We start from the raw sequence: 17,691 nt of genomic DNA on the forward strand, positions 1-17,691 counted from the left end.
CAAGCGGATCGCCCCCCACGGGTTGCCGCACCGCGCACTAACTTACGCCGGGCTGCGCCGCTTGGTGGTGCCGCTGCGGCTGCGCTTCCTGGGCGCTGGCAGCGGCGCGGCGGCGTCATCGGCCAGCACGCCGCCGCTTTGCATCTGCTCCAGCCACGACAGCGCATCCACATAGCCGAGGAAGTGCTGCAGATAGCCGGGTGAGCGTTCACGCATCAGGGTGATGCAGCGGTGCACCAGCACGCTGGAATTGAGCGGGCCGGCGTCCTTGGGCGCATCCTGCAGCGACTGCCGCACCTGGCTGGCAGTGCGCACGGTGGTCCAGGTACGGCGGAAATCGTCCAGCGCCGGCAGTTCCGGGAACAGCTGCGCATCGGGCGCTGCGGTCTTTCTGCTGTCCACTTCCATCAAGGCGGCATGGCCTGCCAGCTGGTCGGTCACTGCGCGCAGGGCAGTGCGTTGCAAGGCACCTGGATCGGCAGGGCCGGTGGCACGACGACGCGCCGCGTCCTTCAGCGTGGCCGCATACGCATCGACCAATGCAGCCAGCCTGTCTTCCAGCACCGCACGCACCGCATCGGCCTGCGTCTGCGCGCGTGCGGCCAATGCTTGCATCAGATGGAAGCGCGCCGGGTCGAGCTGATCGGCACCCTCGTTGCGCCAGCGCGCCAGCCGCGCGTAGGCGGATGTCGCCGAGGTGGTCATCGCGTGGCCGGCGCCGGTGTCGGCGCTGCAGACGAGGGCGCACGCGCGGTCGAGGGGCGTGCGATCGGTGCGATTTCCACGCGGCGGTTCCTGGCGCGGTGCGCTTCGTCGGCGTTGGAATCCACCGGTTGCTGCGCGCCGAACGCGGCGGCGAACACCGAGGCGGCCGGCACACCGTCGGCGATCAGCGCCCGGGTCACGGTGAGCGCGCGCTGCGCAGACAGTTCCCAGTTGTCGGCATAGCGGCGGTTGCCGCCCAGTACCGGGCGGTCGTCGGTGAAGCCGCTGACCATCAGGATCTCTTCGCGGGCGCGCAGGTACTGCGCCAACGGGGCGGCAAGCGACTTCAGGACCTCGCGGCCGTCCGGCTGCAATTCATCGGAGTTGAACGCAAATAGCACGTTGCCGCGAATGCCGATGCGGCCATCCACCAGCGTCACGCGGCCGGCGGCCAGCGGCGCGGCCAGCGCCTGTTCCAGCGTCTTGCGGCGCTGCGCTTCGGCCTGGCGCTGCCTGACCTCCTGGTCCAGGCGGCTGGACAGCTGCAGCTGCACGCCGATCACGCCGACCAGGATCAGCACGAACGCGCCCAGCAGCACCGACATCAGGTCGCCGAAGGCGGCCCAGATCGGCGTGCCGGACTCGCCGTCGCTTTCGATCTCGTCGCTCATGCCGGCTCCGCTGCGCCGGCATCGCTGCGGCGGCCGTCGAGCTGACGCAGTTCTTCGATGATCTGCTTCTGCGACAGCATGCTGAGGTCCACCACCTCACGCGCCTGCGCCACGTAGTACGCCAGCTGATCATCGCTGCGCGCGAGCGAGGCATCCAGTGCGGTGGCCACGTGCTGCAGGCGCTCGTTGAGCTCGCCGGTGGCGCCGCTGAACAGCTGCACCGCCACGCCGAAGGCTTCGCCCAGGCTGGCCACTTCCACTGCGCTGCCGCTGACGTGCGCGGCCACTGCGCCGAGCTTGCCGGTTTCGCTGCCGATCTGCTCGGTGAGCTGGGTGCCCACCCGTTGCAGCAGGTCTGCGGAGGTGGTGACCAGCGCGTCCACGGCCTGACGTTGTTCGGTGGAAGCGTGATTGACCGCGTCGAGCAAGGTGTCCAGCGTGGCCAGCAGGCGGGTGCGTTCTTCCAGCATGGCGGTGTCGCGCACCATGCTGTCGGACAGGTTCTGGCGCAGCTCGGCCACCACGTCGGCGGCGGCCTTGGGCGCCTCGGCGGCGATCTGCATCAGGCGCGAGACCTCGCTGATGGTGGCGCTGGCCTGTGCCTGCGCCTGCGTGGACAGCTCGCTGGCGGTGCTGGCCAGGGTGTCGCAGATGGCCTGCTGTTGCCGGGTGACGCGCTCGCCGGTCTGTTCCCATTGCGCGGTGAGCGTGGCGCTCATCGCGGTGAAGCGCTCGCTCCACAGGGCAAGACGCTGCGCATCGCGCGCTTCCAGCGCGGCCTGCAGGTCGCCATGCGCGTGCTGCAAGGTGCCCACCAGCGATGCGGCCTGTGCGTCGAAGCTGGCGGTGGCGGCGGCCAGTGCGGCCTGGTGCTGGGTGGCCAGCGTAGCGCTGGCCTGCTGCTGCTGTGCCAGTGCGTCCGTCCACGCGGTGGCGGCCTCGCTGCTGGACTGGTCCATGCGCGTGGCCACCGCTTCGACCAGGGCGCCGGAGCGCGCCTGGAAGGTACTGGCGAACTCGGTCAAGGCATGTTGCAGGTCCTGCGTGAGCGCGTGGTTGCTGCGCTGCTGCTCGGCCACCGCAGCGGTCCAGCTGGCCGCGGCCGCGGCCGTGCTGGTCTCGAACCCGCTGTTCAAGCCCTCCAGCTGCTGCTGCACGGCCTGCTGCACGCCGTCCTGCAGGGCGCTGGTCTGGCGGGCCAGCTGTTCCAGCGTGGCCTGCAGCTGGGTGCTGAGCGATTGGGTGGCGCGCTGTTGTTCGGCAAGCACCGTGGCCCAGTGCGCGGCGGTGGCGGCATGGCTGCGTGCAAGGCCGTCGTCGAGTGCGCTCAGTTGCTGCTGCACCGCGCGGGTGACGCTGTCCTGCACGGCGCTGCTGCGCTCATCGACCTGCGCCAGCAGCGCCTGCATTTGTCCAGTGAGTGCGTGCTGCGCGTGCTCCTGCGCGGCCAGGGCGGCCTGCCACTGGTCGGCGGCGGTGCGTGCGCTGTCCTGGAAGCCGGCGCTGAGCCCGTGCAACTGCTGCTGCACGGCCGTGCTCACGCCTTCCTGCACGGCGGTGCTGTGGTGGGCGACCTGCTCCAGGGTGTCCTGCAGCTGGGTGTGGAGCGCGCGCTGCGCCTGTTCCTGCGCGGCAAGCGCACTGGCCCAGTGGCTGGCCGCACTGCTCGCACTGCGATCGAAGCCGCTGCTGATGCCGTCCAGCTGCTGCTGCACGGACTGGGTCAGGCGTTCGTGCAGCGCGGCGGTGTCGCGCGCAATGCCGGCCATGGTGGCTTCCATCGCCGGCTGCAATGCCGCGCCGACCGCGCGCGCGCTGTCGGCAACGCCGGCCTGCAGCGACTGTTCCATCGACGTGGCCAGCCGCGTGTACGCCGCCTCGGTTCTGGCATGGAACTCGGCCTGGTGCGCGGCCAGGCGTTGGTCGGCTGCGATGCTGTGCTGCTCGATGCTGCTCATCAGCGCCTGCATCCGGTCGATCAGGGCCGGCATCAGCGCGCTTTGCTGCTGCTGCAGCTTGAACACTTCACCACGCTGGTGCGCTTCCGAATGCGGGTGCAGTTCGGCGGCGATCTTCAGGTCCAGCCGCTGCACCGCCTGCAGGCGCTCGCGCCGGCACAGCGCCGACAACAGGCCCAGCATGGCCGAGCTGGCGACGCCGGCGATGGAGGTGCCGAATGCAAACGCCAGGCCTTCCACCGGCGCGGCCAGCGAGCCGCGGATGGCCTGCAGGTCGGTGGCGCTCTGCAGGGCAAAGCCGGTGCCCTTGAGCGTGGCCATCATGCCGAGCAGGGTGCCGAGCATGCCCAGCAGCACCAGCAAGCCCACCAGGTACGGGGTCAGCACGGGCGCCGGCAACGCCACGCGCGCGCCCTGGATGCGCAGACGCACCGCATTGCGCAGGCTCGGGTGCAGCTGCGCCAGCCACGCATCCAGTGCCGACGGCGCGGCGGTCAGCCCGGACACCGCGGTGTCCAGCGTGGCGCTGGCCTGGCGATAGCGATACAGCTCCAGCGCACCGGCCAGATAGCAGGCACCGATCACCGCGGCGATGCAGGCGCCCAACGGATTGGAGCCCAGATAGCCGAACCCGACCCAGCAAACCGCCAACAGGCCGACGAGAAACACACACACGTGTACAAGAGTTTTGAACATGACGTCCCAGTTAGCGGGTACGAAGCGCTGCAAGCAGGCCTTCGATCGGGTGAAAACGAACATCCAGTTCGGCGAGCAACACGCTCTGCATGTCCTTGCGAAAAACATCCAGCCAGCCATCGGACACCGCGCGCGCGGCGGCCTGGTCATCGCCTGGCGGGTGATGCGCCTGCGCGGCATGGCGCAGGCGTTCGAAATGCGCGCCGAGCAGGCTGGGCACGGTGTTCAACAGGGTCTGCTCGCGCGGGCTCAGGGTCAGCTCCATCACCGCATCCACTTCGGCCAGCCGTGCCATTTCGCTGGAGACCAATGTCAGCAGGTCGCGCAGCCGCCCGCGCAGATCGCCGGTGGCGGTGCGCATGGCGCGCTGCATGGCCAGGTAATGCTGCCGGAACGGGGCATAGTCGGGCACCGGCGGCGCCGCGCCCGCCTCGGTGGCAGCACGTGCTTCGGTGCGCAGGCGTGCCACCAGCGCATCCAGATCCGCCACGCTGCTGGTTGCCAGACCGGCGCGCACGCGGGCGCAGGCGTCGGCATCGAGCGGGCGCGGCTCGGGCAGGTCATCGGTGTCGGGCAGCTTGCCATCCAGCGCCTTGGACACGGCCACTGCGCGCGTCCAATCGATCCATTGGCTCAGCCGGTCGGCCAGCGCGTGGTTGGACTGGGCGACGCGGACATCGCTGAGGCGTGCGAGCAGGCGGATGAACGCCGGGCCCGAGAGGGGCGCCCGTGGAGCAGCTTTCGCCATTGTTCCGGTCAAAGACCGCGCATTTTACACGGGAATGCGCGCGCCACCGCCGCCGTGCCCAGGCCCGCGCTGCCTGGGCTGGCGGCATTCAGCAGGGGCTGGCGTGCAGTGCTGTCAGGGGGCGCTGCGGGGCAGCTCCAGGTCGCCGGGCGCGCTGGTGGCAGGGCACATGCGCGCCACCTGCGCCGATCAGCGCGTCACCCGCTGCCATGGGCGCGCGTGCCACCTGATGGCCCGGGCGCAGCCTTGCCACAGGCGCCACTCACCGCCGGGCGCGGTGCACCACCGGAATCAGCACCACTCCCAGCGCGGCGACCGCCGCGGCGACGTAGCCGATGCTGCCCAGCCCCCAGGCCGGAATCGCCAGCCCGCCGATGATGGCGCCGACGCCGATGCCGGCATTGGCAGCGGACACGTTGGTGGTGCCGGCCAATGCCTGCGAATGGCCGACCGACTGCATCACCCGCACCTGGCTGATCGGAAACAGCGCGGTATACGCAATGCCCCAGATCGTCAGGGTCAGACAGAGCAGCACGCCGGTGCCGGCCACCGGCACGCACAACGCCATGCCCAACGCGAGCAACAGCAGGAACACCGCCGTGGCGCGCAGCGGTGAGCGGTCCACCACCCGGCCACCCAACCAATTGCCGATCAGGCCGACCGCACCGAACCCCATCAGCCACCAGCCGACGTTTGCCGCCGGCACGCCCACGTTGCGTTCGAGCAGGTCGGCCAGATAGGTGTAGGCGGTGAACATGGCGGTGAACACCACCACCGACAACGCCACATTGGCCAGGAAGAAGCGCTCGGTGAAGATCCCGGCCTGCTGGCGCAGGTTGACCCGCTCGGTACGCGCCATCGTCGGCATCCACAGCGCCAACGCGGCGGCCATCGCCAGCGACAGCGCCGCCAGACTCCAGAACGCGCCGCGCCAGCCGATGCTGTTGGCCGCCACCGTGCCCAGCGGGATGCCGAACAGCAGCGCCGCCGAAATGCCCAGATACACCCGCGACACCGCTTGCCCGGCCTGTTGCGGGCCGGCCAGTTGCCCGGCGGTGTCGCTGGCAGTGCCCCAGAACACCGGCAATGCCAGCGCCGGAAGAAAGCGCGCGACCGCCAGCACCCAGATGTTGGGCGCCAGCGCAGCCACGGCGTTGGACACCGCGAACACCAGCAGGATCGCCACGAACAGGCGCTTGCGGTCCAGGTGCGACAGCCAGGCGGTCAGCGGCGGGCCGGACAGCATCACCGTGAAGGCGAACAACGTCACCAGCTGGCCGGCAGCGGAGATCGAGATGCCCATGTCGCGCGCCAGACCGGGCAGCAGACCGACGATCAGGTACTCGGTGGTGACGATCACGAATGCGGCAAACGCCAGGATGAAGATCGCCAGCCCGCTGCGCCCGGTGGCGGCGGGGCTGGTCGCTGGAGGGGAATGGAGAGCAGGCATGGCATCGGCCGGAATGAGGGGTGGCCATGATAAGAAAGAACTGAAGTCGTATATCGGGAGTATCTTCCGTACATTACGGATTCAATTTCTTTAATAGGTCACCATGCATCCTTCCGAACGCGTCAAGGGCATCGATGTCTTCGTCGGCGCTGCCGACGCCGGCAGCTTCACCGCCGCTGCCGAGCGCCTCAGCCTGACCAGCTCAGCGGTCGGCAAGGCGATTGCCCGGCTGGAGGCGCGCCTGGGTGTGCGCCTGTTCGCACGGACCACCCGGCGGCTGGAGCTGACCGATGCCGGTGCGGCGTTCTATCGGGTGTGCGTCAAGGTGCTCGACGAACTGGAGGAGGCCGAGCACGTGCTGCGCGCCGAAGGCCAGGCGCCCACCGGCCGGTTGCGGCTGGATGTGCCGGTGAGCTTTGGCCGGCGCAAGGTGCTGCCGGTGCTGTTGCCGTTCTTTCAGCAGCATCCCGGCCTGCAGCCGAGCCTGTCGTTTACCGACCGCTTCGTCGACATGGCCGAGGAGGGCATCGACGTGGCCGTGCGGATCGGCGGGCCGGAGCAGTGGCCCGGCAGCCTGGGCCACCGCTATCTCGGCCACGAAACCTACGTGTTCTGCGCGGCGCCGCAGTATCTGGCGCAGCGCGGCACGCCGCAGCGCATCGACGAGGTGGTGAACCACGCGGCGGTGATCTACGCCAAGGCCGATGGCAGCAGCAGCCCCTGGCTGCTACGCCACGGCGAAGGGCCGGTGGAGCAACGGCCGATGCACGGACGCGTGGTACTGGGCAATGCCGAGGCGCAGGTGGATGCGGTGGCCGCCGGCCTGGGCATCGCACAATTGCCGACCTGGCTGATCGATGACCATCTGCAGCGCGGCAGTCTGGTCACGGTGCTGCCGCAGTGCGATACCGATGGCCTGCCGCTGCATCTGGTGTGGATGCGCGCACGGCAGTTGCTGCCCAAGGTGAGCCGCTTGCTGGAATGTCTGGAGCAGGGACTGCGCGGTGCCACCCGGGCGGCACGCATGCATGCCTGAGCCGCAGCCGATGGCGTGGCGTATGGAGGTTCCGCCACGACGGTGGCGTCGGCCGCGCTGCCTGACCGATTCAGCGCCGCCCGCCCGGTCGTCTGGCTGACCCGGTTCTGTCAAATGAACGGGTATAAGCTGCGGGCCGGGGAATTCCCCAGCGAGGTGACGCAATGGACCACTCCGACATGCAGGTGTCCGATCTGCTGGTCTTGGAGCTGCAAGGGTTCCATGCCGCCTACGGCAGCGGCCCGGACTTCTGGGATGCGTACCAACGCATCATGGGCATCGCAGCGCAGGCCGGCGGCAACCTGATCGACCTGGCCAACGAAATGGCCTCCCTGGCACAAGGGCTGGGCGCGATCGATCACGCGCAGTTGCTGTAATCGCCTGGCGCCGCGCGTCGCCTGCGTTGTGCCACTTGATCGACCGATCCGGGCACGCCATCACTGAATTTTTCTGCCGTGTTCACGTACGCCTGCTGCGCCCATTTTTATCGTAAGGCCGTCGATGGCGTCACGTGGTCTGGTTCGATCACGCGGTGCCGATCGGGGCGCCATCGGGCGATGCGCTGAGTGTGAGGCTGCACACGGAGGTATTGCAGTCCCCCGCAATGGCGCCCCCAACACCCGTGCCGGATGCGGACCTCCGGCACCTCGTTGAGGAGCTTGGTTGTGAATGAAGCAGGAGAAGGCGTGCGGGTGCATCTGGTTGGCGGGCCGCATGACGGGCAAATGCTGTGCGGTGCCACGCTCCCCGAGCTTGCGCTGCCGCAAGGCTACCGGATGGCACCCTGGCCGGGCGGGCAGACGGGCATCCACTGGCACCGTGAGTTCAATCTGGCCAGTGCACACGAGTCGCTGGCAGTCGAGCAGCTGTGTGATGCATTGAATGCGCGGTGGCGGCATTACCTGGCGACGCGGCGGCAGCAGGCGGCTGTGTCGCGCGGCGGCGATGTAAACAGCGGCTGTGCAGACGCTGCGCTCGCGTAAGGCCCGCTGATCGACCAGGGGTGATGGCGTGATGTGATGGATCGGCACGCGCAGCCTGTGCTTAGAGGGCGCGATGCATGTCTGTCATGCCGCGCTTCGGACGCCCGACATTGCGCTGGCGCGCCTGGTGAGGCATTCGGGGGCAACAATGGCGGCCTTACCGACATGCCTGTGTTCATGCCTTCCACCTGCAACGCACACGTGCACCGGCTACGGCGCAGTACCTATTCGCAGGATGAGTCAGTGGGCCCTCAAACAGGCCCTAGCGTTGAAGAAAGACCCTAGCGTTGGAGCCACAAATGCAGCGTGGCGAGCTGCCCCCCGCCCGTGCTCCAACGCAGATCTATTCCGTGCAGCGCAGCGAAATGCCCACTGCCTACGCCCCGACGCAACTTTATTCCGCGTCAGCGCCCGACTTGACCGGTGTCGCCGGTGTCGCCGCCGACGCACCGCGCGTCTTTTCGCGCCGCAGCGGGGTATCGCCCAGGCGTTCTATCGCACCGCCGGACTGCTGGAAGGCTTCCAGATCGGCGGCCAGGCGCTGTTCGGACAGGCGCGGCTTGCCGGGTTGATTGCTGACGGTCATCGACTGGCGGCGGGAGTTATTCATCGCGAATCCTCATGCGTTGTAGAGCGTCAAGGGGATGCCCCGCCGGCGTTGATCGTCGTAGGTGGCACGCACGTCGCGGCAATACGGGCCGGACATGACGAAACGCCGGCAGATGGCCGGTCGCGTGTCGTAGATCGAGCAGCACATCCGCGCCGCATCGATCGCCACGCACCACCCTTCTTCATCGCGCGCCATCACGTGCCAACCTTCCGGTGTCACGCTGGTCAGGTGGTTGGGGATGCGGTCGGATGGATCGACCATGACGGTGAGCCGGCAACAGACGGCGTCGCAGCGTTCGCAGAGATTCTTGATGGGGAGGCCAGAGAGAATGAGGGCGGCGCCGGGCGTCAGGCGCAATGGCACCATACACCTTGGGCGCGCCAGGATGTGAACCTGCGCCTTGTGCCGCGCGTGTCAGGCGGCAGCGACGCCGGGCAAGAACGCAACGTCAGGGATACATCGCCCCATCCAGCGTGCCGCACATTGGGGATTGCTGCGTCCATCGCGATCTCGGCAAATATATTGGCGATGCACCGTTGCCGCCCGTTCGTGCTGGTCATGCCGTCCTGTCACGCGGAAGCCGAAACGCACACTGCGGCGGCGTTGCCAACGGTTGCCTTTGTCGCGCCCATGCGAAGACGGTTTTCACCTGTGCCATCGCTGCGGCGCCGTAGCGTGGGCAGTACCGATGCACGTCACAGGAGACAGGTATGAGCCCATCCAATCAGATTCCGTCCGCACACGATCAGGCCACAGGCCACGATCAGGACCACAGCGAAAAGAAGAAGCAGGACGCGCTGCAGGACGAGGCGGTGGAAGAAACCTTCCCGGCCAGTGATCCGGTATCGCCGTTCGTGCCTGCAAAACCGCTGGACTGAGCCGCTGCGCACAGACGCCGCCTGCGCGTTCTTGCGCGAGGCGGCGTGTGCGCATCGCCCGGCATGCAGGTGTGCCGATGTTTGCGTAGCGAGTCTTACGCCGCATCGCACGGCACCAGGTGAGGAGCGAAAACAACAAAGGCGCGGTCGGTGACCGCGCCTTTGTTCGTCCGTCTGGCCGAGGTTTACGGCGTCAACACCACCTTGCGGCAATCGTCCTGCTTCTTGTCGAACACCTCATAGCCGCGCGCTGCATCAGCCAGCGGCATGCGGTGGCTGATGATGGCGCTGGGCTTGAGATCGCCATTGCCGATGCGTTCGAGCAGATGCGGCATGTGCTTCTGCACGTGGGTCTGGCCCATCTTGAAGCTCAGTCCCTTGTCGAATGCGTCGCCGAACATGAAGGCGTGGATGAAACCGGCGTACACACCCGGCACGCTGACCACGCCGCAGCGCCGGGTGGCGGCGATGCACTGGCGGATCGCCACGCCGCTGCTGCCCTCCAGCTTCAAGTTGGTGAGCGTGGTTTCCAGCGCACTGCCCTCGGCCTCGAAGCCGACCGCTTCGATACTGGCATCCACACCGCGGCCGTCGGTCTGCGACACGATCACATCGGCCGGGTCGTCGATCTCATCGAAATTGATCGGAATCACGCCATAGGCCTTGGACGCGAAATCCAGGCGATAGGCATGCCGGTCGACCATGAAGATGCGCTCGGCGCCGAGCATGCGGCAGCATGCCGCGGCCATCAGGCCGACCGGGCCGGCGCCGAAGATCGCCACCGTGGAGCCTTGCTTGACCCCGGCATCGACCACAGCCTGATAGCCGGTGGGCAGGATGTCGGACAGGAACAGCACCTGCTCGTCGTGCAGTGCATCGGGCACCACCAGCGGCCCGACATTGGCCTTGGGGACGCGCACATATTCGGCCTGGCCGCCGGAGAGCCCGCCATACAGGTGGCTGAAACCGAACAAGGCCGCAGGCGGGCGCATGTCCTTGTGGTTGAGCGCGGCGCCCTTGCCGGTATTGGTGGTTTCGCAGGCAGAAAATTCCTGCAGCATGCAATGGAAGCACTGCCCGCAGGCCACCACGAACGGAATCACCACCCGGTCGCCGCGTTTGACAGCGGTCACGTCCGGGCCGACGTCTTCGACGATGCCCATGAATTCGTGCCCGAGGATGTCGCCATGCCGCAGATCCGGAATCTTGCCGCGGTACAGATGCAGATCCGATCCGCAGATGGCAGTGGCGGTGACGCGCAGGATCAGGTCATCGCGTTCCACCAGCACCGGGTCCGGCACGGTTTCGACCCGCACATCGCGTGAGCCGTGATAGTTGAGGGCAAGCATATCGATCTCCTGTTGAGCCGTAGGTTGCGGCAACGCACAACAGTGTTCGGGCACGTGCGTTAAGGACGTTAGCACGGTGCGTGGGCATGGTGTGCACGATGCCCGCGGCCACGCGCCGTTGATGTGCAAGTCACGGCTGGATAACCCACGCACTCGCACGCTGGATGTCCACGCCGTACTGCACGCGAGCCCGCCTGCAGTGGGCAAACCGACAATCAACGATCGCCAGACGGCGACCACTCAAGGAGACATGCATGGGACTTTTCAAGATGGTGACCGCCGGCGCTGTGGGCTATGTGGCCTACAAGGCGTGGCAACGCCGCCAGGGCCAGGCGAATGAAGGCGCACAGCAGGATCGACAGAGTGGGCAGGCCGCCATTGGCGCAACGCCGCCGCATGGCGACCCGTTGCGTGACAGCGTGGGCGATGCGCGAGACCGCAAGCAGGCGCTGGGCGCACTGGCGATCTTCAACGAGCAGGAGCGCACGCTGGCGCAGCTGGCCGTAGTCAAGGGCGTGGAAGGCGAAGTGCTGGACTTTGCGCGCAAGATGGACGAAGCGCACAGTGCCGCACTGACCGATCTCAGCCGGTTCGCACCCGATCGCAGCGGCAGCCTGGGGCAGGCAGCGTCCGTGCGTTCCAAGGCAGCACGCGACCAGCTGGAATCGCTGCATGGCCAGGCGTTCGAAAAGCAGTACCTGCAGACCGCCATCAGCAGTCACGAGCAGGCGTTGACGCTACTCGATGCACAGCTGAGCAGCGAGCCTGGCTCCAGCGACCTGGGCAAGGAACTGCAGCGTGCACGCGAGACCATCGCCGAGCATCTGGAACATGCCAAGACCCTGAGCACCAAGCAGACCCCGCCGCATTGAGGCGGGCCCGCACCTTCTGCAGGATCGAGAGCGGAGATCGCCATGGGCGAACCACAGGACGCAAACCGGCAACCCACCGACATGCACACGGTCAGCATCAGTGAGGAATGGGAGTTGCAGTACTGGGCGCGCGAATTGGGGATGTCCGAAGACGACCTCAAGAAAGCGGTGCAGGAAATCGGCAACGTCACCACCCAGCTACGCGACTACCGACCACCGCACTGAGCGGAGCGATGCACACACGACAGGCAGCCTCGGCTGCCTGTCGTGTGTGCGATGTTCAGTGGGATAGCACCCTGCAGCAGCCCGCATCGTTGCCGCAGCACACTAGGTTGCTGCGGACAAGGGTTGTTCGAAGCCGGCAGCCTGTCGCTGCCAGAGGCCATCGAACACACCGCCACGCCCACGCAGCGCCGCCGGTGCGCCGTCTTCCACCACGCGGCCATCCTGCAGCACCACGATGCGGTCGAAGCCGATCACGGTGGACAGGCGGTGCGCCACTGCCAGCACGGTGCGGTCGCGCATCAGGTGATCCAGCGCCGCCTGGATTTCCGCTTCCGACTCGGTATCCAGCGCCGAGGTGGCCTCGTCGAGGATCAGGATAGGCGCATCCTTCAGAAATGCGCGCGCAATGCCCAGCCGCTGGCGCTGCCCGCCGGAGAGCATCACCCCGCGCTCGCCGACCTGGGTGTCGTAGCCCTCCGGCAGCTGACGGATGAAGCCATCGCAGAACGCATGCCGCGCGGCCTGGTGGACCTCCGCGTCGCTGGCGTCGGGACGGCCATAGCGGATGTTGTCGCCGATGCTGCGGTTGAACAGCGCCGTTTCCTGCGGCACCACCGCGATCTTTTCGCGCAGGCTGTCCTGGCTGACGCCGCGGATATCCTGCCCGTCAATCAGCACGCGGCCGGATTCCACATCGTCCAGACGCTGGATCAGCGCGATCAGGGTGGATTTACCGGCACCGGACGGACCGACGATGCCCACCTTCTGGCCGGCGGGAATATGCAGGTCCAGCCCATCCAGCACTGCCTCGCGCTCGGGATAGGCAAAGCGCACCTGTTCGAAACGCACATCGCCTTCGGCCAGTGCCAGCGGCGCATCCGTATCGACGATGGCATGCGGCTGCAGGATGATCTGCAAGGTGTCGGCGATCGCGCCCAGCTGCTGGGTGGTGTCCACCAGGGTGAGCGCCAGGTCGCGCGAGCCGTGCAGGATGCGGAAGGTCAATGCGCTGACCAGCACCACGTCGCCGGCACTGACCGCGCCGCCGCGCCACATGCTGATCGCCCACAGCAGCATGCCGCCGGCCATCAGCGACAGGCAGATGTCGTGGATCACGCGGGCTTTTTCCACGTACATCCAGCTGCGCCGATGCGCGACCGCTTCGTGGCCGATCTGTTCGGCCAACCGCGCACTTTCGCGGTCGCGTGCGGCAAACGCCTTGATGGTCCAGACATTGGACACTGCATCCACCAGCTCGCCGCCCACCCGCGCGGCCTGCGCGGCAAACCGCTGATGCTTGGCACGCCCGCGGATGCCGAAGCTGGTGATGATGGCCGCCACCAGCGCAACAAAGCCGATCAGGGTAGCCGCCATGCGCCAGTCCACGGTGAACAGCAACACGACGGCTCCGATGAAATCCACGATGGGCGGCAGGATCTTCCAGGCCAGCCAGCCGTAGATCTGCCCGGCCGCCCCGCCAAGTGCGGAGATGCGGTTGCCCAGCGCGCCGGCAAAGTGCTCGGTGAAATAGCGCATCGGGTGGCCGGTGAGGTGGCGGAACAGGTCTACCCGGATATCCACCACGCTGGCCACCACGGTGCGGCACCCCAGCCAGCCGCCCAGCCGCCAGAACAGGTTTTCCACTGCAGTCAGGCCGATGAACAAGCCCAGCGGCAGCCACACGTCGGCGTGCTCGCGCTGCTCGGTGGCCATTGCATCGACCAGCATCTTCATGCCGTATTGCACCGTCACCGCGCAGCCGGCCGCACCGATGATCAGCACCAACAGGCCGCCGAAGTGCCAGGGACGTTGGCAGATGTAGTGCCACAGGAAGCGCGCCGGCGTATCCGGCAACAGGTCCGGCCGGGTGGATGTGCTCACGTGGCCATGTCCGCGAGCGGGAACTGCGGTGCACGCAGGCCGAAGCGGTCGTGTTCGCGCCTGAGCTGCGCCGCCAGGCGGGCATCGACGGGGCGCTGGCCGTGTTCATCGGCGTAGCCGAGCAGGCCGGTGGGGCAATGCCGGTAGTTGTCCCAGCCCGGGTAGTCCAGCACCGGATACAGGCAGATCCCTTCCATGGCCGCGCCGTGCTGCAGGGCCAGCGCCACTTCGTCGCAGACATGCGCAAGCCAGGGGGCGCGTTGGTCGGCCTCGGCGCCGGTTTCGGCCACGATCATCGGGCGTTGGTAGCGCTGCCAGAATTCGCCCAGGATGACCGAGAACGCGCGGTGATCCGGCGAACTGCGCAGGATCGGCGTGCCACCGGGGTACCACTGGTTATCGGAGTAGTAATTGACGCCGATGATGTCCAGATACTCCGGTGCACCGCCCAGCCCCGGCCATTGCCGGCCGCAGACCATGTCCCAGGCCTCGAATTGCGCCAGACGCAGGCGTTCGGCTTCGCGGCGCGGGCCGGGGCGGTCGTTGGGGGCGGCCACGTGGATGGCCGGATCCACCTGCACGAAGCGTGCGCGCGGCTCGACCTGGCGCACCGCATCGATGGCCGCGATGGTGGCGCGCACCAGCTGGTGCTTGAGCTCGAACCCGCGCCCGCGTGCCATCGGATGCATGCGTGCGTGATCGCCGCCATTCCACGCCCAGAACGAGATCTCGTTGAGCGGCGCATAGAACGGCACCGCATCGGTTTCGTTCCTGATGCATTGCGCGGCTGCCGCGGCAAACCGCGCAAAGCGCTCGACGAACTGCGGGGTCCAGATGTCCACATCGTCCGGCCAGCCGTAATGGCACAGGTCCCAGATGACCTGGGTGCCGGTGGCCTGCGCGGCATGCAGCATCGGCAGGAAGCTGGACCAGTCGTAGTGGCCGGGACGCTGCTCGATCAGATGCCAGCGCAGGCCGTCGCGTGCGGTGCGCAGACCGTGCGCGCCGACGGCGGCATAGTCGCTGGCCGCCCAGCGGTCGTGCCGCGTGCCGGCCAGCAGATCCAGCCGGCGGCCGTCGCGACGGCGGTGGCTCGAACACTCGAAGCCCGCCATGAAGAAACTGTCGAACACTGTGGGGGTGTGCATCTACCATCCTGCTGCACGCGCACCGCTGGTGGCGGCATCGCGTCGATAACGGCCCTGCAGCGGGACTGCTGCAGGGCAGGGGAGCCAATCAGACCGCCAGCGCGGCCGGCGCGTGCTGCTCGCGTTCTTCGATGCGCTTGTACACCGCCAGCGCCTGGCCCACCACCTGATCCATGTTGTAGTACTTGTAGGTGCCCAGGCGCCCCAGGAAGGTGACGTCGGGCGTTTCCGCTGCCAGCCGCTCGTAGCGGCGGTACAGCTCGGCGTTCTCGGCGCGCGGGATCGGATAATACGGGTCGCCCTCGGCCGACGGGTATTCGTGGGTAAGGCTGGTGCTGGGATGCTGCTGGCCGGTGAGATGCTTGTATTCGGTAATGCGGGTGTAGGCCACATCCTCGGCCGGATAATTGACTGTCGCCACCGCCTGGAACCGTTCCTGCTCCACCGTGCTGTGTTCAAAGCGCAGCGAGCGGTACGGCAGTTTGCCGTAGCGATAGTCGAAGTATTCGTCCACCGGACCGCTGTATACCAGCTGGTCGTACTCCAGCTCGTCGCGGATCTCGCGGAAATCGGTATTGAGCATCACCTTGATGTTGGGGTGATCGAGCATGCGCTCGAACATGCGCGTATAGCCGTGCAGCGGCATCTGCTGAAAGGTGTCGGTGAAATAGCGGTCGTCGTCATTGGTGCGCGTGGGCACGCGCGCAGTCACCGACTTGTCCAGCTGCGATGGGTCCAGACCCCATTGCTTGCGCGTATAGCCACGGAAGAACGTCTCGTACAACTCGCGCCCCACCTGGTTGATCACCACATCCTCGCTGGTCCGGATGTCCGCCACCGGCTCGGCGCGGCTGGCCAGAAACGCCGCCGCCTCGTCCTCGCTGGTCAGCTGCAGGCCGTACAGGCGATTGAGCGTGGTCATGTTGATCGGAATCGGCACCTGTTGCTCGCCCACCTGCGCGAGCACGCGATGTTCGTACGGGCGCCACTGGGTGAAGTTGGACAGGTAATCGACGATGCGCTGTGCATTGGTGTGGAAGATGTGCGGGCCATAGCGATGGATCAGCACACCGGCATCGTCATGAAAATCGTAGGCGTTGCCGCCGATATGCGGGCGCTTGTCGACCACCAGCACGCGCTTGCCCAGCCCGGCGGCCAGGCGTTCGGCGAGCACGCTGCCGGCAAAGCCCGCACCGACGATCAGGTAATCGAAGCCGCGCCGCGCCCGGGTGCGCGGTGGCGTGCCGTGGAGGGTGGCGCTGCCGTGAGGCATCACTGGTTCCAAGAGAGTGTCTCCTTCATCAATGCGTAGGTGTGATCCCAGGACATGTCGCCCAGCACCTGGTCGGCGGTCTCGTACAGGCGCTCGGTGTCGGCGTTGTCCTGCAATGCGGCCTCGCAGGCGGCAACGAAGGCGTCGGCCGTGTCGGCAATGCGCACCACGCCGGTATCGCCATAGGTGCGCACCACGTCGTGGATGGGCGTGGACACCACCGGGCAGCCGCCGGCCAGGTATTCGGGCGTCTTGGTCGGGCTGATGAAGCGCGTGGACGCGTTCATCGCAAATGGCATCAGTGCCACGTCCCAGCCAGACAGATACGCAGGCAGTTCGTCATAGGTCTTGCCGCCCAGGTAATGGATGTTGTCCGCGCGCGGCAGCTCGGAGGGGTCGATCTTGACCACCGGGCCGATCATCACAAACTGCCAGTGCGGGCGCTGCGCAGCCAGGCTGCGCAGCAGCGCGACATCGAAACGCTCGTCGATCACCCCGTAAAACCCGAGCCGCGGATGCGCGATGCCGGCCTGATCGGCGGGCTCGGGTTGCGGCGCGCGTGCGGCGGCAAAATGCGCCACGTCCACGCTGCTGGGAAAGGCATGCGCGTTGCCATGCAGTGCGCGCTTGGCCTCCCAGATGCTGTAGCCGCCGGTAAACACCACGTGGGCACGTTGCAACAGCGTGCGTTCGTGTTCGACCAGCTCCGGTGGCGCACCGCGGAACGCCGACAGCTCATCCATGCAGTCGTACACGGTGATGCGCGGCTGCAGATGCGCGCTGAAGCCCAGGCTCATCGGCGTGTAGTACCACAGCAACAGATCGGCAACGCCCAGTTCGGCCAGGTAGCCATCCAGCAACTGGCGTTGCACACGCACCGCCGCCTCGCCCTCGCAGCCGGCCGGCAGGCGCGGTACCAGCACGTGCACGCCGCCGTCCTCGCCACGCACCTGCAGCCATGGGGTGGGCTCGTCGCAGGCGATGGGTTCTTCCCAGAACAGCACGTTGGCATCGTGCGCAAAGCGCGACATCAGATGCTGGGGGCGCTGGTAGACAAAACTCCAGCGCAGGTGCGACAGACATAACAGCGTCGGCCGGCCTGGATCGAACTGCGGTGCGCTGTCGGAAGCGACGGCACGGCGTGTCTTGCCGATAGCGTATTGAAACTGACCTGCCCAACTCATGAAATGCCCTCGCTAGGAAAGAAG

Annotated in this window: 18 protein-coding genes; 6 read left to right on the forward strand and 12 right to left on the reverse strand. The window is 67.1% G+C overall.

Annotated features, from left to right (window positions below):
* Nucleotides 1-42: 42 nt before the first annotated feature.
* The 5 genes from OZ10_RS04290 to OZ10_RS04310 form a co-directional block, all read right to left on the reverse strand.
* On the reverse strand, nt 43-705 hold the full coding sequence (locus tag OZ10_RS04290; RefSeq protein ID WP_039564010.1) for a DUF2894 domain-containing protein: 663 nt from the start codon (nt 703-705) through the stop codon (nt 43-45).
* Nucleotides 702-1,376 carry an OmpA family protein gene (locus OZ10_RS04295; RefSeq protein ID WP_039405891.1) on the reverse strand — a complete coding sequence of 225 codons (675 nt, stop codon included), beginning with the start codon at nt 1,374-1,376 and terminating at the stop codon, nt 702-704. The genes OZ10_RS04290 and OZ10_RS04295 overlap by 4 nt, the downstream gene beginning before the upstream one ends.
* Nucleotides 1,373-4,030: a DUF802 domain-containing protein gene (locus OZ10_RS04300; RefSeq protein WP_039405888.1), complete on the reverse strand. Its 2,658-nt coding sequence runs from the start codon at nt 4,028-4,030 to the stop codon at nt 1,373-1,375. Before OZ10_RS04300 ends, OZ10_RS04295 begins: the two co-directional genes overlap by 4 nt.
* A 10-nt stretch (nt 4,031-4,040) precedes the next feature.
* Nucleotides 4,041-4,778, reverse strand: a complete 738-nt coding sequence (locus OZ10_RS04305; RefSeq protein WP_039405885.1) for a DUF3348 domain-containing protein — start codon at nt 4,776-4,778, stop codon at nt 4,041-4,043.
* 262 nt (nt 4,779-5,040) lie between these two features.
* Nucleotides 5,041-6,228: an MFS transporter gene (locus OZ10_RS04310; protein WP_039405882.1), complete on the reverse strand. Its 1,188-nt coding sequence runs from the start codon at nt 6,226-6,228 to the stop codon at nt 5,041-5,043.
* Between the two features lie 103 nt (nt 6,229-6,331).
* Between OZ10_RS04310 and OZ10_RS04315 the strand changes: the two genes are divergently transcribed.
* The 3 genes from OZ10_RS04315 to OZ10_RS04325 all read left to right on the forward strand — a co-directional run bounded on the left by OZ10_RS04315 (nt 6,332) and on the right by OZ10_RS04325 (nt 8,247).
* Nucleotides 6,332-7,264 (forward strand): LysR family transcriptional regulator, encoded by a 933-nt coding sequence (locus tag OZ10_RS04315; RefSeq protein WP_039405879.1) that lies wholly within the window; start codon nt 6,332-6,334, stop codon nt 7,262-7,264.
* A gap of 164 nt (nt 7,265-7,428) precedes the next feature.
* Complete coding sequence (locus tag OZ10_RS04320; RefSeq protein ID WP_039405875.1) at nt 7,429-7,641, forward strand: hypothetical protein; 213 nt, start codon at nt 7,429-7,431, stop codon at nt 7,639-7,641.
* Nucleotides 7,642-7,893: 252 nt separating this feature from the next.
* Entirely contained in the window at nt 7,894-8,247 is a 354-nt protein-coding gene (locus tag OZ10_RS04325) for a hypothetical protein (protein ID WP_139051272.1), read from the forward strand.
* Nucleotides 8,248-8,641: 394 nt separating this feature from the next.
* On the opposite strand, the gene OZ10_RS04330 is transcribed toward OZ10_RS04325, so the two are convergent.
* Together OZ10_RS04330 and OZ10_RS04335 are read right to left on the reverse strand one after the other, a co-directional pair.
* Complete coding sequence (locus OZ10_RS04330) at nt 8,642-8,857, reverse strand: hypothetical protein (protein WP_039405872.1); 216 nt, start codon at nt 8,855-8,857, stop codon at nt 8,642-8,644.
* 9 nt (nt 8,858-8,866) lie between these two features.
* Complete coding sequence (locus OZ10_RS04335) at nt 8,867-9,223, reverse strand: YkgJ family cysteine cluster protein (RefSeq protein ID WP_139051273.1); 357 nt, start codon at nt 9,221-9,223, stop codon at nt 8,867-8,869.
* Between the two features lie 344 nt (nt 9,224-9,567).
* Between OZ10_RS04335 and OZ10_RS22685 the strand changes: the two genes are divergently transcribed.
* A complete protein-coding gene (locus OZ10_RS22685) occupies nt 9,568-9,735 on the forward strand; it encodes a hypothetical protein (protein WP_068873829.1) in 168 nt (55 codons plus the stop codon).
* A 185-nt stretch (nt 9,736-9,920) separates the two neighbouring features.
* Here OZ10_RS22685 and OZ10_RS04340 read toward each other — a convergent pair whose 3' ends face one another.
* Nucleotides 9,921-11,084, reverse strand: coding sequence for a zinc-dependent alcohol dehydrogenase (locus OZ10_RS04340; protein ID WP_039564011.1), 1,164 nt, complete (start codon nt 11,082-11,084; stop codon nt 9,921-9,923).
* Nucleotides 11,085-11,338: 254 nt separating this feature from the next.
* Between OZ10_RS04340 and OZ10_RS04345 the strand changes: the two genes are divergently transcribed.
* The gene (locus OZ10_RS04345; protein ID WP_039564012.1) at nt 11,339-11,956 is read left to right on the forward strand and encodes a DUF4142 domain-containing protein; all 618 of its coding nucleotides are present in this window, start codon (nt 11,339-11,341) and stop codon (nt 11,954-11,956) included.
* A 42-nt stretch (nt 11,957-11,998) separates the two neighbouring features.
* Nucleotides 11,999-12,181: a DUF3606 domain-containing protein gene (locus OZ10_RS04350; RefSeq protein ID WP_039405862.1), complete on the forward strand. Its 183-nt coding sequence runs from the start codon at nt 11,999-12,001 to the stop codon at nt 12,179-12,181.
* A gap of 102 nt (nt 12,182-12,283) precedes the next feature.
* Here the strand turns inward: OZ10_RS04350 and OZ10_RS04355 are convergent, their stop codons facing one another.
* The 4 genes from OZ10_RS04355 to OZ10_RS04370 form a co-directional block, all read right to left on the reverse strand.
* Nucleotides 12,284-14,062, reverse strand: coding sequence for an ABC transporter ATP-binding protein (locus tag OZ10_RS04355; protein ID WP_039564013.1), 1,779 nt, complete (start codon nt 14,060-14,062; stop codon nt 12,284-12,286).
* On the reverse strand, nt 14,059-15,210 hold the full coding sequence (locus OZ10_RS04360) for a beta-glucosidase (protein WP_039564014.1): 1,152 nt from the start codon (nt 15,208-15,210) through the stop codon (nt 14,059-14,061). Before OZ10_RS04360 ends, OZ10_RS04355 begins: the two co-directional genes overlap by 4 nt.
* Nucleotides 15,211-15,298: 88 nt before the next feature.
* The gene (gene glf, locus OZ10_RS04365; protein WP_052209964.1) at nt 15,299-16,483 is read right to left on the reverse strand and encodes a UDP-galactopyranose mutase; all 1,185 of its coding nucleotides are present in this window, start codon (nt 16,481-16,483) and stop codon (nt 15,299-15,301) included.
* Complete coding sequence (locus tag OZ10_RS04370) at nt 16,483-17,667, reverse strand: glycosyltransferase family 1 protein (protein ID WP_039405854.1); 1,185 nt, start codon at nt 17,665-17,667, stop codon at nt 16,483-16,485. The genes glf and OZ10_RS04370 overlap by 1 nt, the downstream gene beginning before the upstream one ends.
* Nucleotides 17,668-17,691 lie beyond the last annotated feature (24 nt).

The sequence above is a fragment of the Xanthomonas cannabis pv. cannabis genome (assembly GCF_000802365.1).
In the GTDB taxonomy this organism is placed as follows: Bacteria; Pseudomonadota; Gammaproteobacteria; order Xanthomonadales; family Xanthomonadaceae; genus Xanthomonas; species Xanthomonas cannabis.

What these genes read in the sequence shown, in the direction of transcription:
- OZ10_RS04290 (WP_039564010.1), bottom strand. Translation starts at nt 705, where the DNA reads ATGACCACCTCGGCGACATCCGCCTACGCGCGGCTGGCGCGCTGGCGC.
- OZ10_RS04295 (WP_039405891.1), bottom strand. Translation starts at nt 1,376, where the DNA reads ATGAGCGACGAGATCGAAAGCGACGGCGAGTCCGGCACGCCGATCTGG.
- OZ10_RS04300 (WP_039405888.1), bottom strand. Translation starts at nt 4,030, where the DNA reads ATGTTCAAAACTCTTGTACACGTGTGTGTGTTTCTCGTCGGCCTGTTG.
- OZ10_RS04305 (WP_039405885.1), bottom strand. Translation starts at nt 4,778, where the DNA reads ATGGCGAAAGCTGCTCCACGGGCGCCCCTCTCGGGCCCGGCGTTCATC.
- OZ10_RS04310 (WP_039405882.1), bottom strand. Translation starts at nt 6,228, where the DNA reads ATGCCTGCTCTCCATTCCCCTCCAGCGACCAGCCCCGCCGCCACCGGG.
- OZ10_RS04315 (WP_039405879.1), top strand. Translation starts at nt 6,332, where the DNA reads ATGCATCCTTCCGAACGCGTCAAGGGCATCGATGTCTTCGTCGGCGCT.
- OZ10_RS04320 (WP_039405875.1), top strand. Translation starts at nt 7,429, where the DNA reads ATGGACCACTCCGACATGCAGGTGTCCGATCTGCTGGTCTTGGAGCTG.
- OZ10_RS04325 (WP_139051272.1), top strand. Translation starts at nt 7,894, where the DNA reads ATGCGGACCTCCGGCACCTCGTTGAGGAGCTTGGTTGTGAATGAAGCA.
- OZ10_RS04330 (WP_039405872.1), bottom strand. Translation starts at nt 8,857, where the DNA reads ATGAATAACTCCCGCCGCCAGTCGATGACCGTCAGCAATCAACCCGGC.
- OZ10_RS04335 (WP_139051273.1), bottom strand. Translation starts at nt 9,223, where the DNA reads ATGGTGCCATTGCGCCTGACGCCCGGCGCCGCCCTCATTCTCTCTGGC.
- OZ10_RS22685 (WP_068873829.1), top strand. Translation starts at nt 9,568, where the DNA reads ATGAGCCCATCCAATCAGATTCCGTCCGCACACGATCAGGCCACAGGC.
- OZ10_RS04340 (WP_039564011.1), bottom strand. Translation starts at nt 11,084, where the DNA reads ATGCTTGCCCTCAACTATCACGGCTCACGCGATGTGCGGGTCGAAACC.
- OZ10_RS04345 (WP_039564012.1), top strand. Translation starts at nt 11,339, where the DNA reads ATGGGACTTTTCAAGATGGTGACCGCCGGCGCTGTGGGCTATGTGGCC.
- OZ10_RS04350 (WP_039405862.1), top strand. Translation starts at nt 11,999, where the DNA reads ATGGGCGAACCACAGGACGCAAACCGGCAACCCACCGACATGCACACG.
- OZ10_RS04360 (WP_039564014.1), bottom strand. Translation starts at nt 15,210, where the DNA reads ATGCACACCCCCACAGTGTTCGACAGTTTCTTCATGGCGGGCTTCGAG.
- glf (WP_052209964.1), bottom strand. Translation starts at nt 16,483, where the DNA reads ATGCCTCACGGCAGCGCCACCCTCCACGGCACGCCACCGCGCACCCGG.
- OZ10_RS04370 (WP_039405854.1), bottom strand. Translation starts at nt 17,667, where the DNA reads ATGAGTTGGGCAGGTCAGTTTCAATACGCTATCGGCAAGACACGCCGT.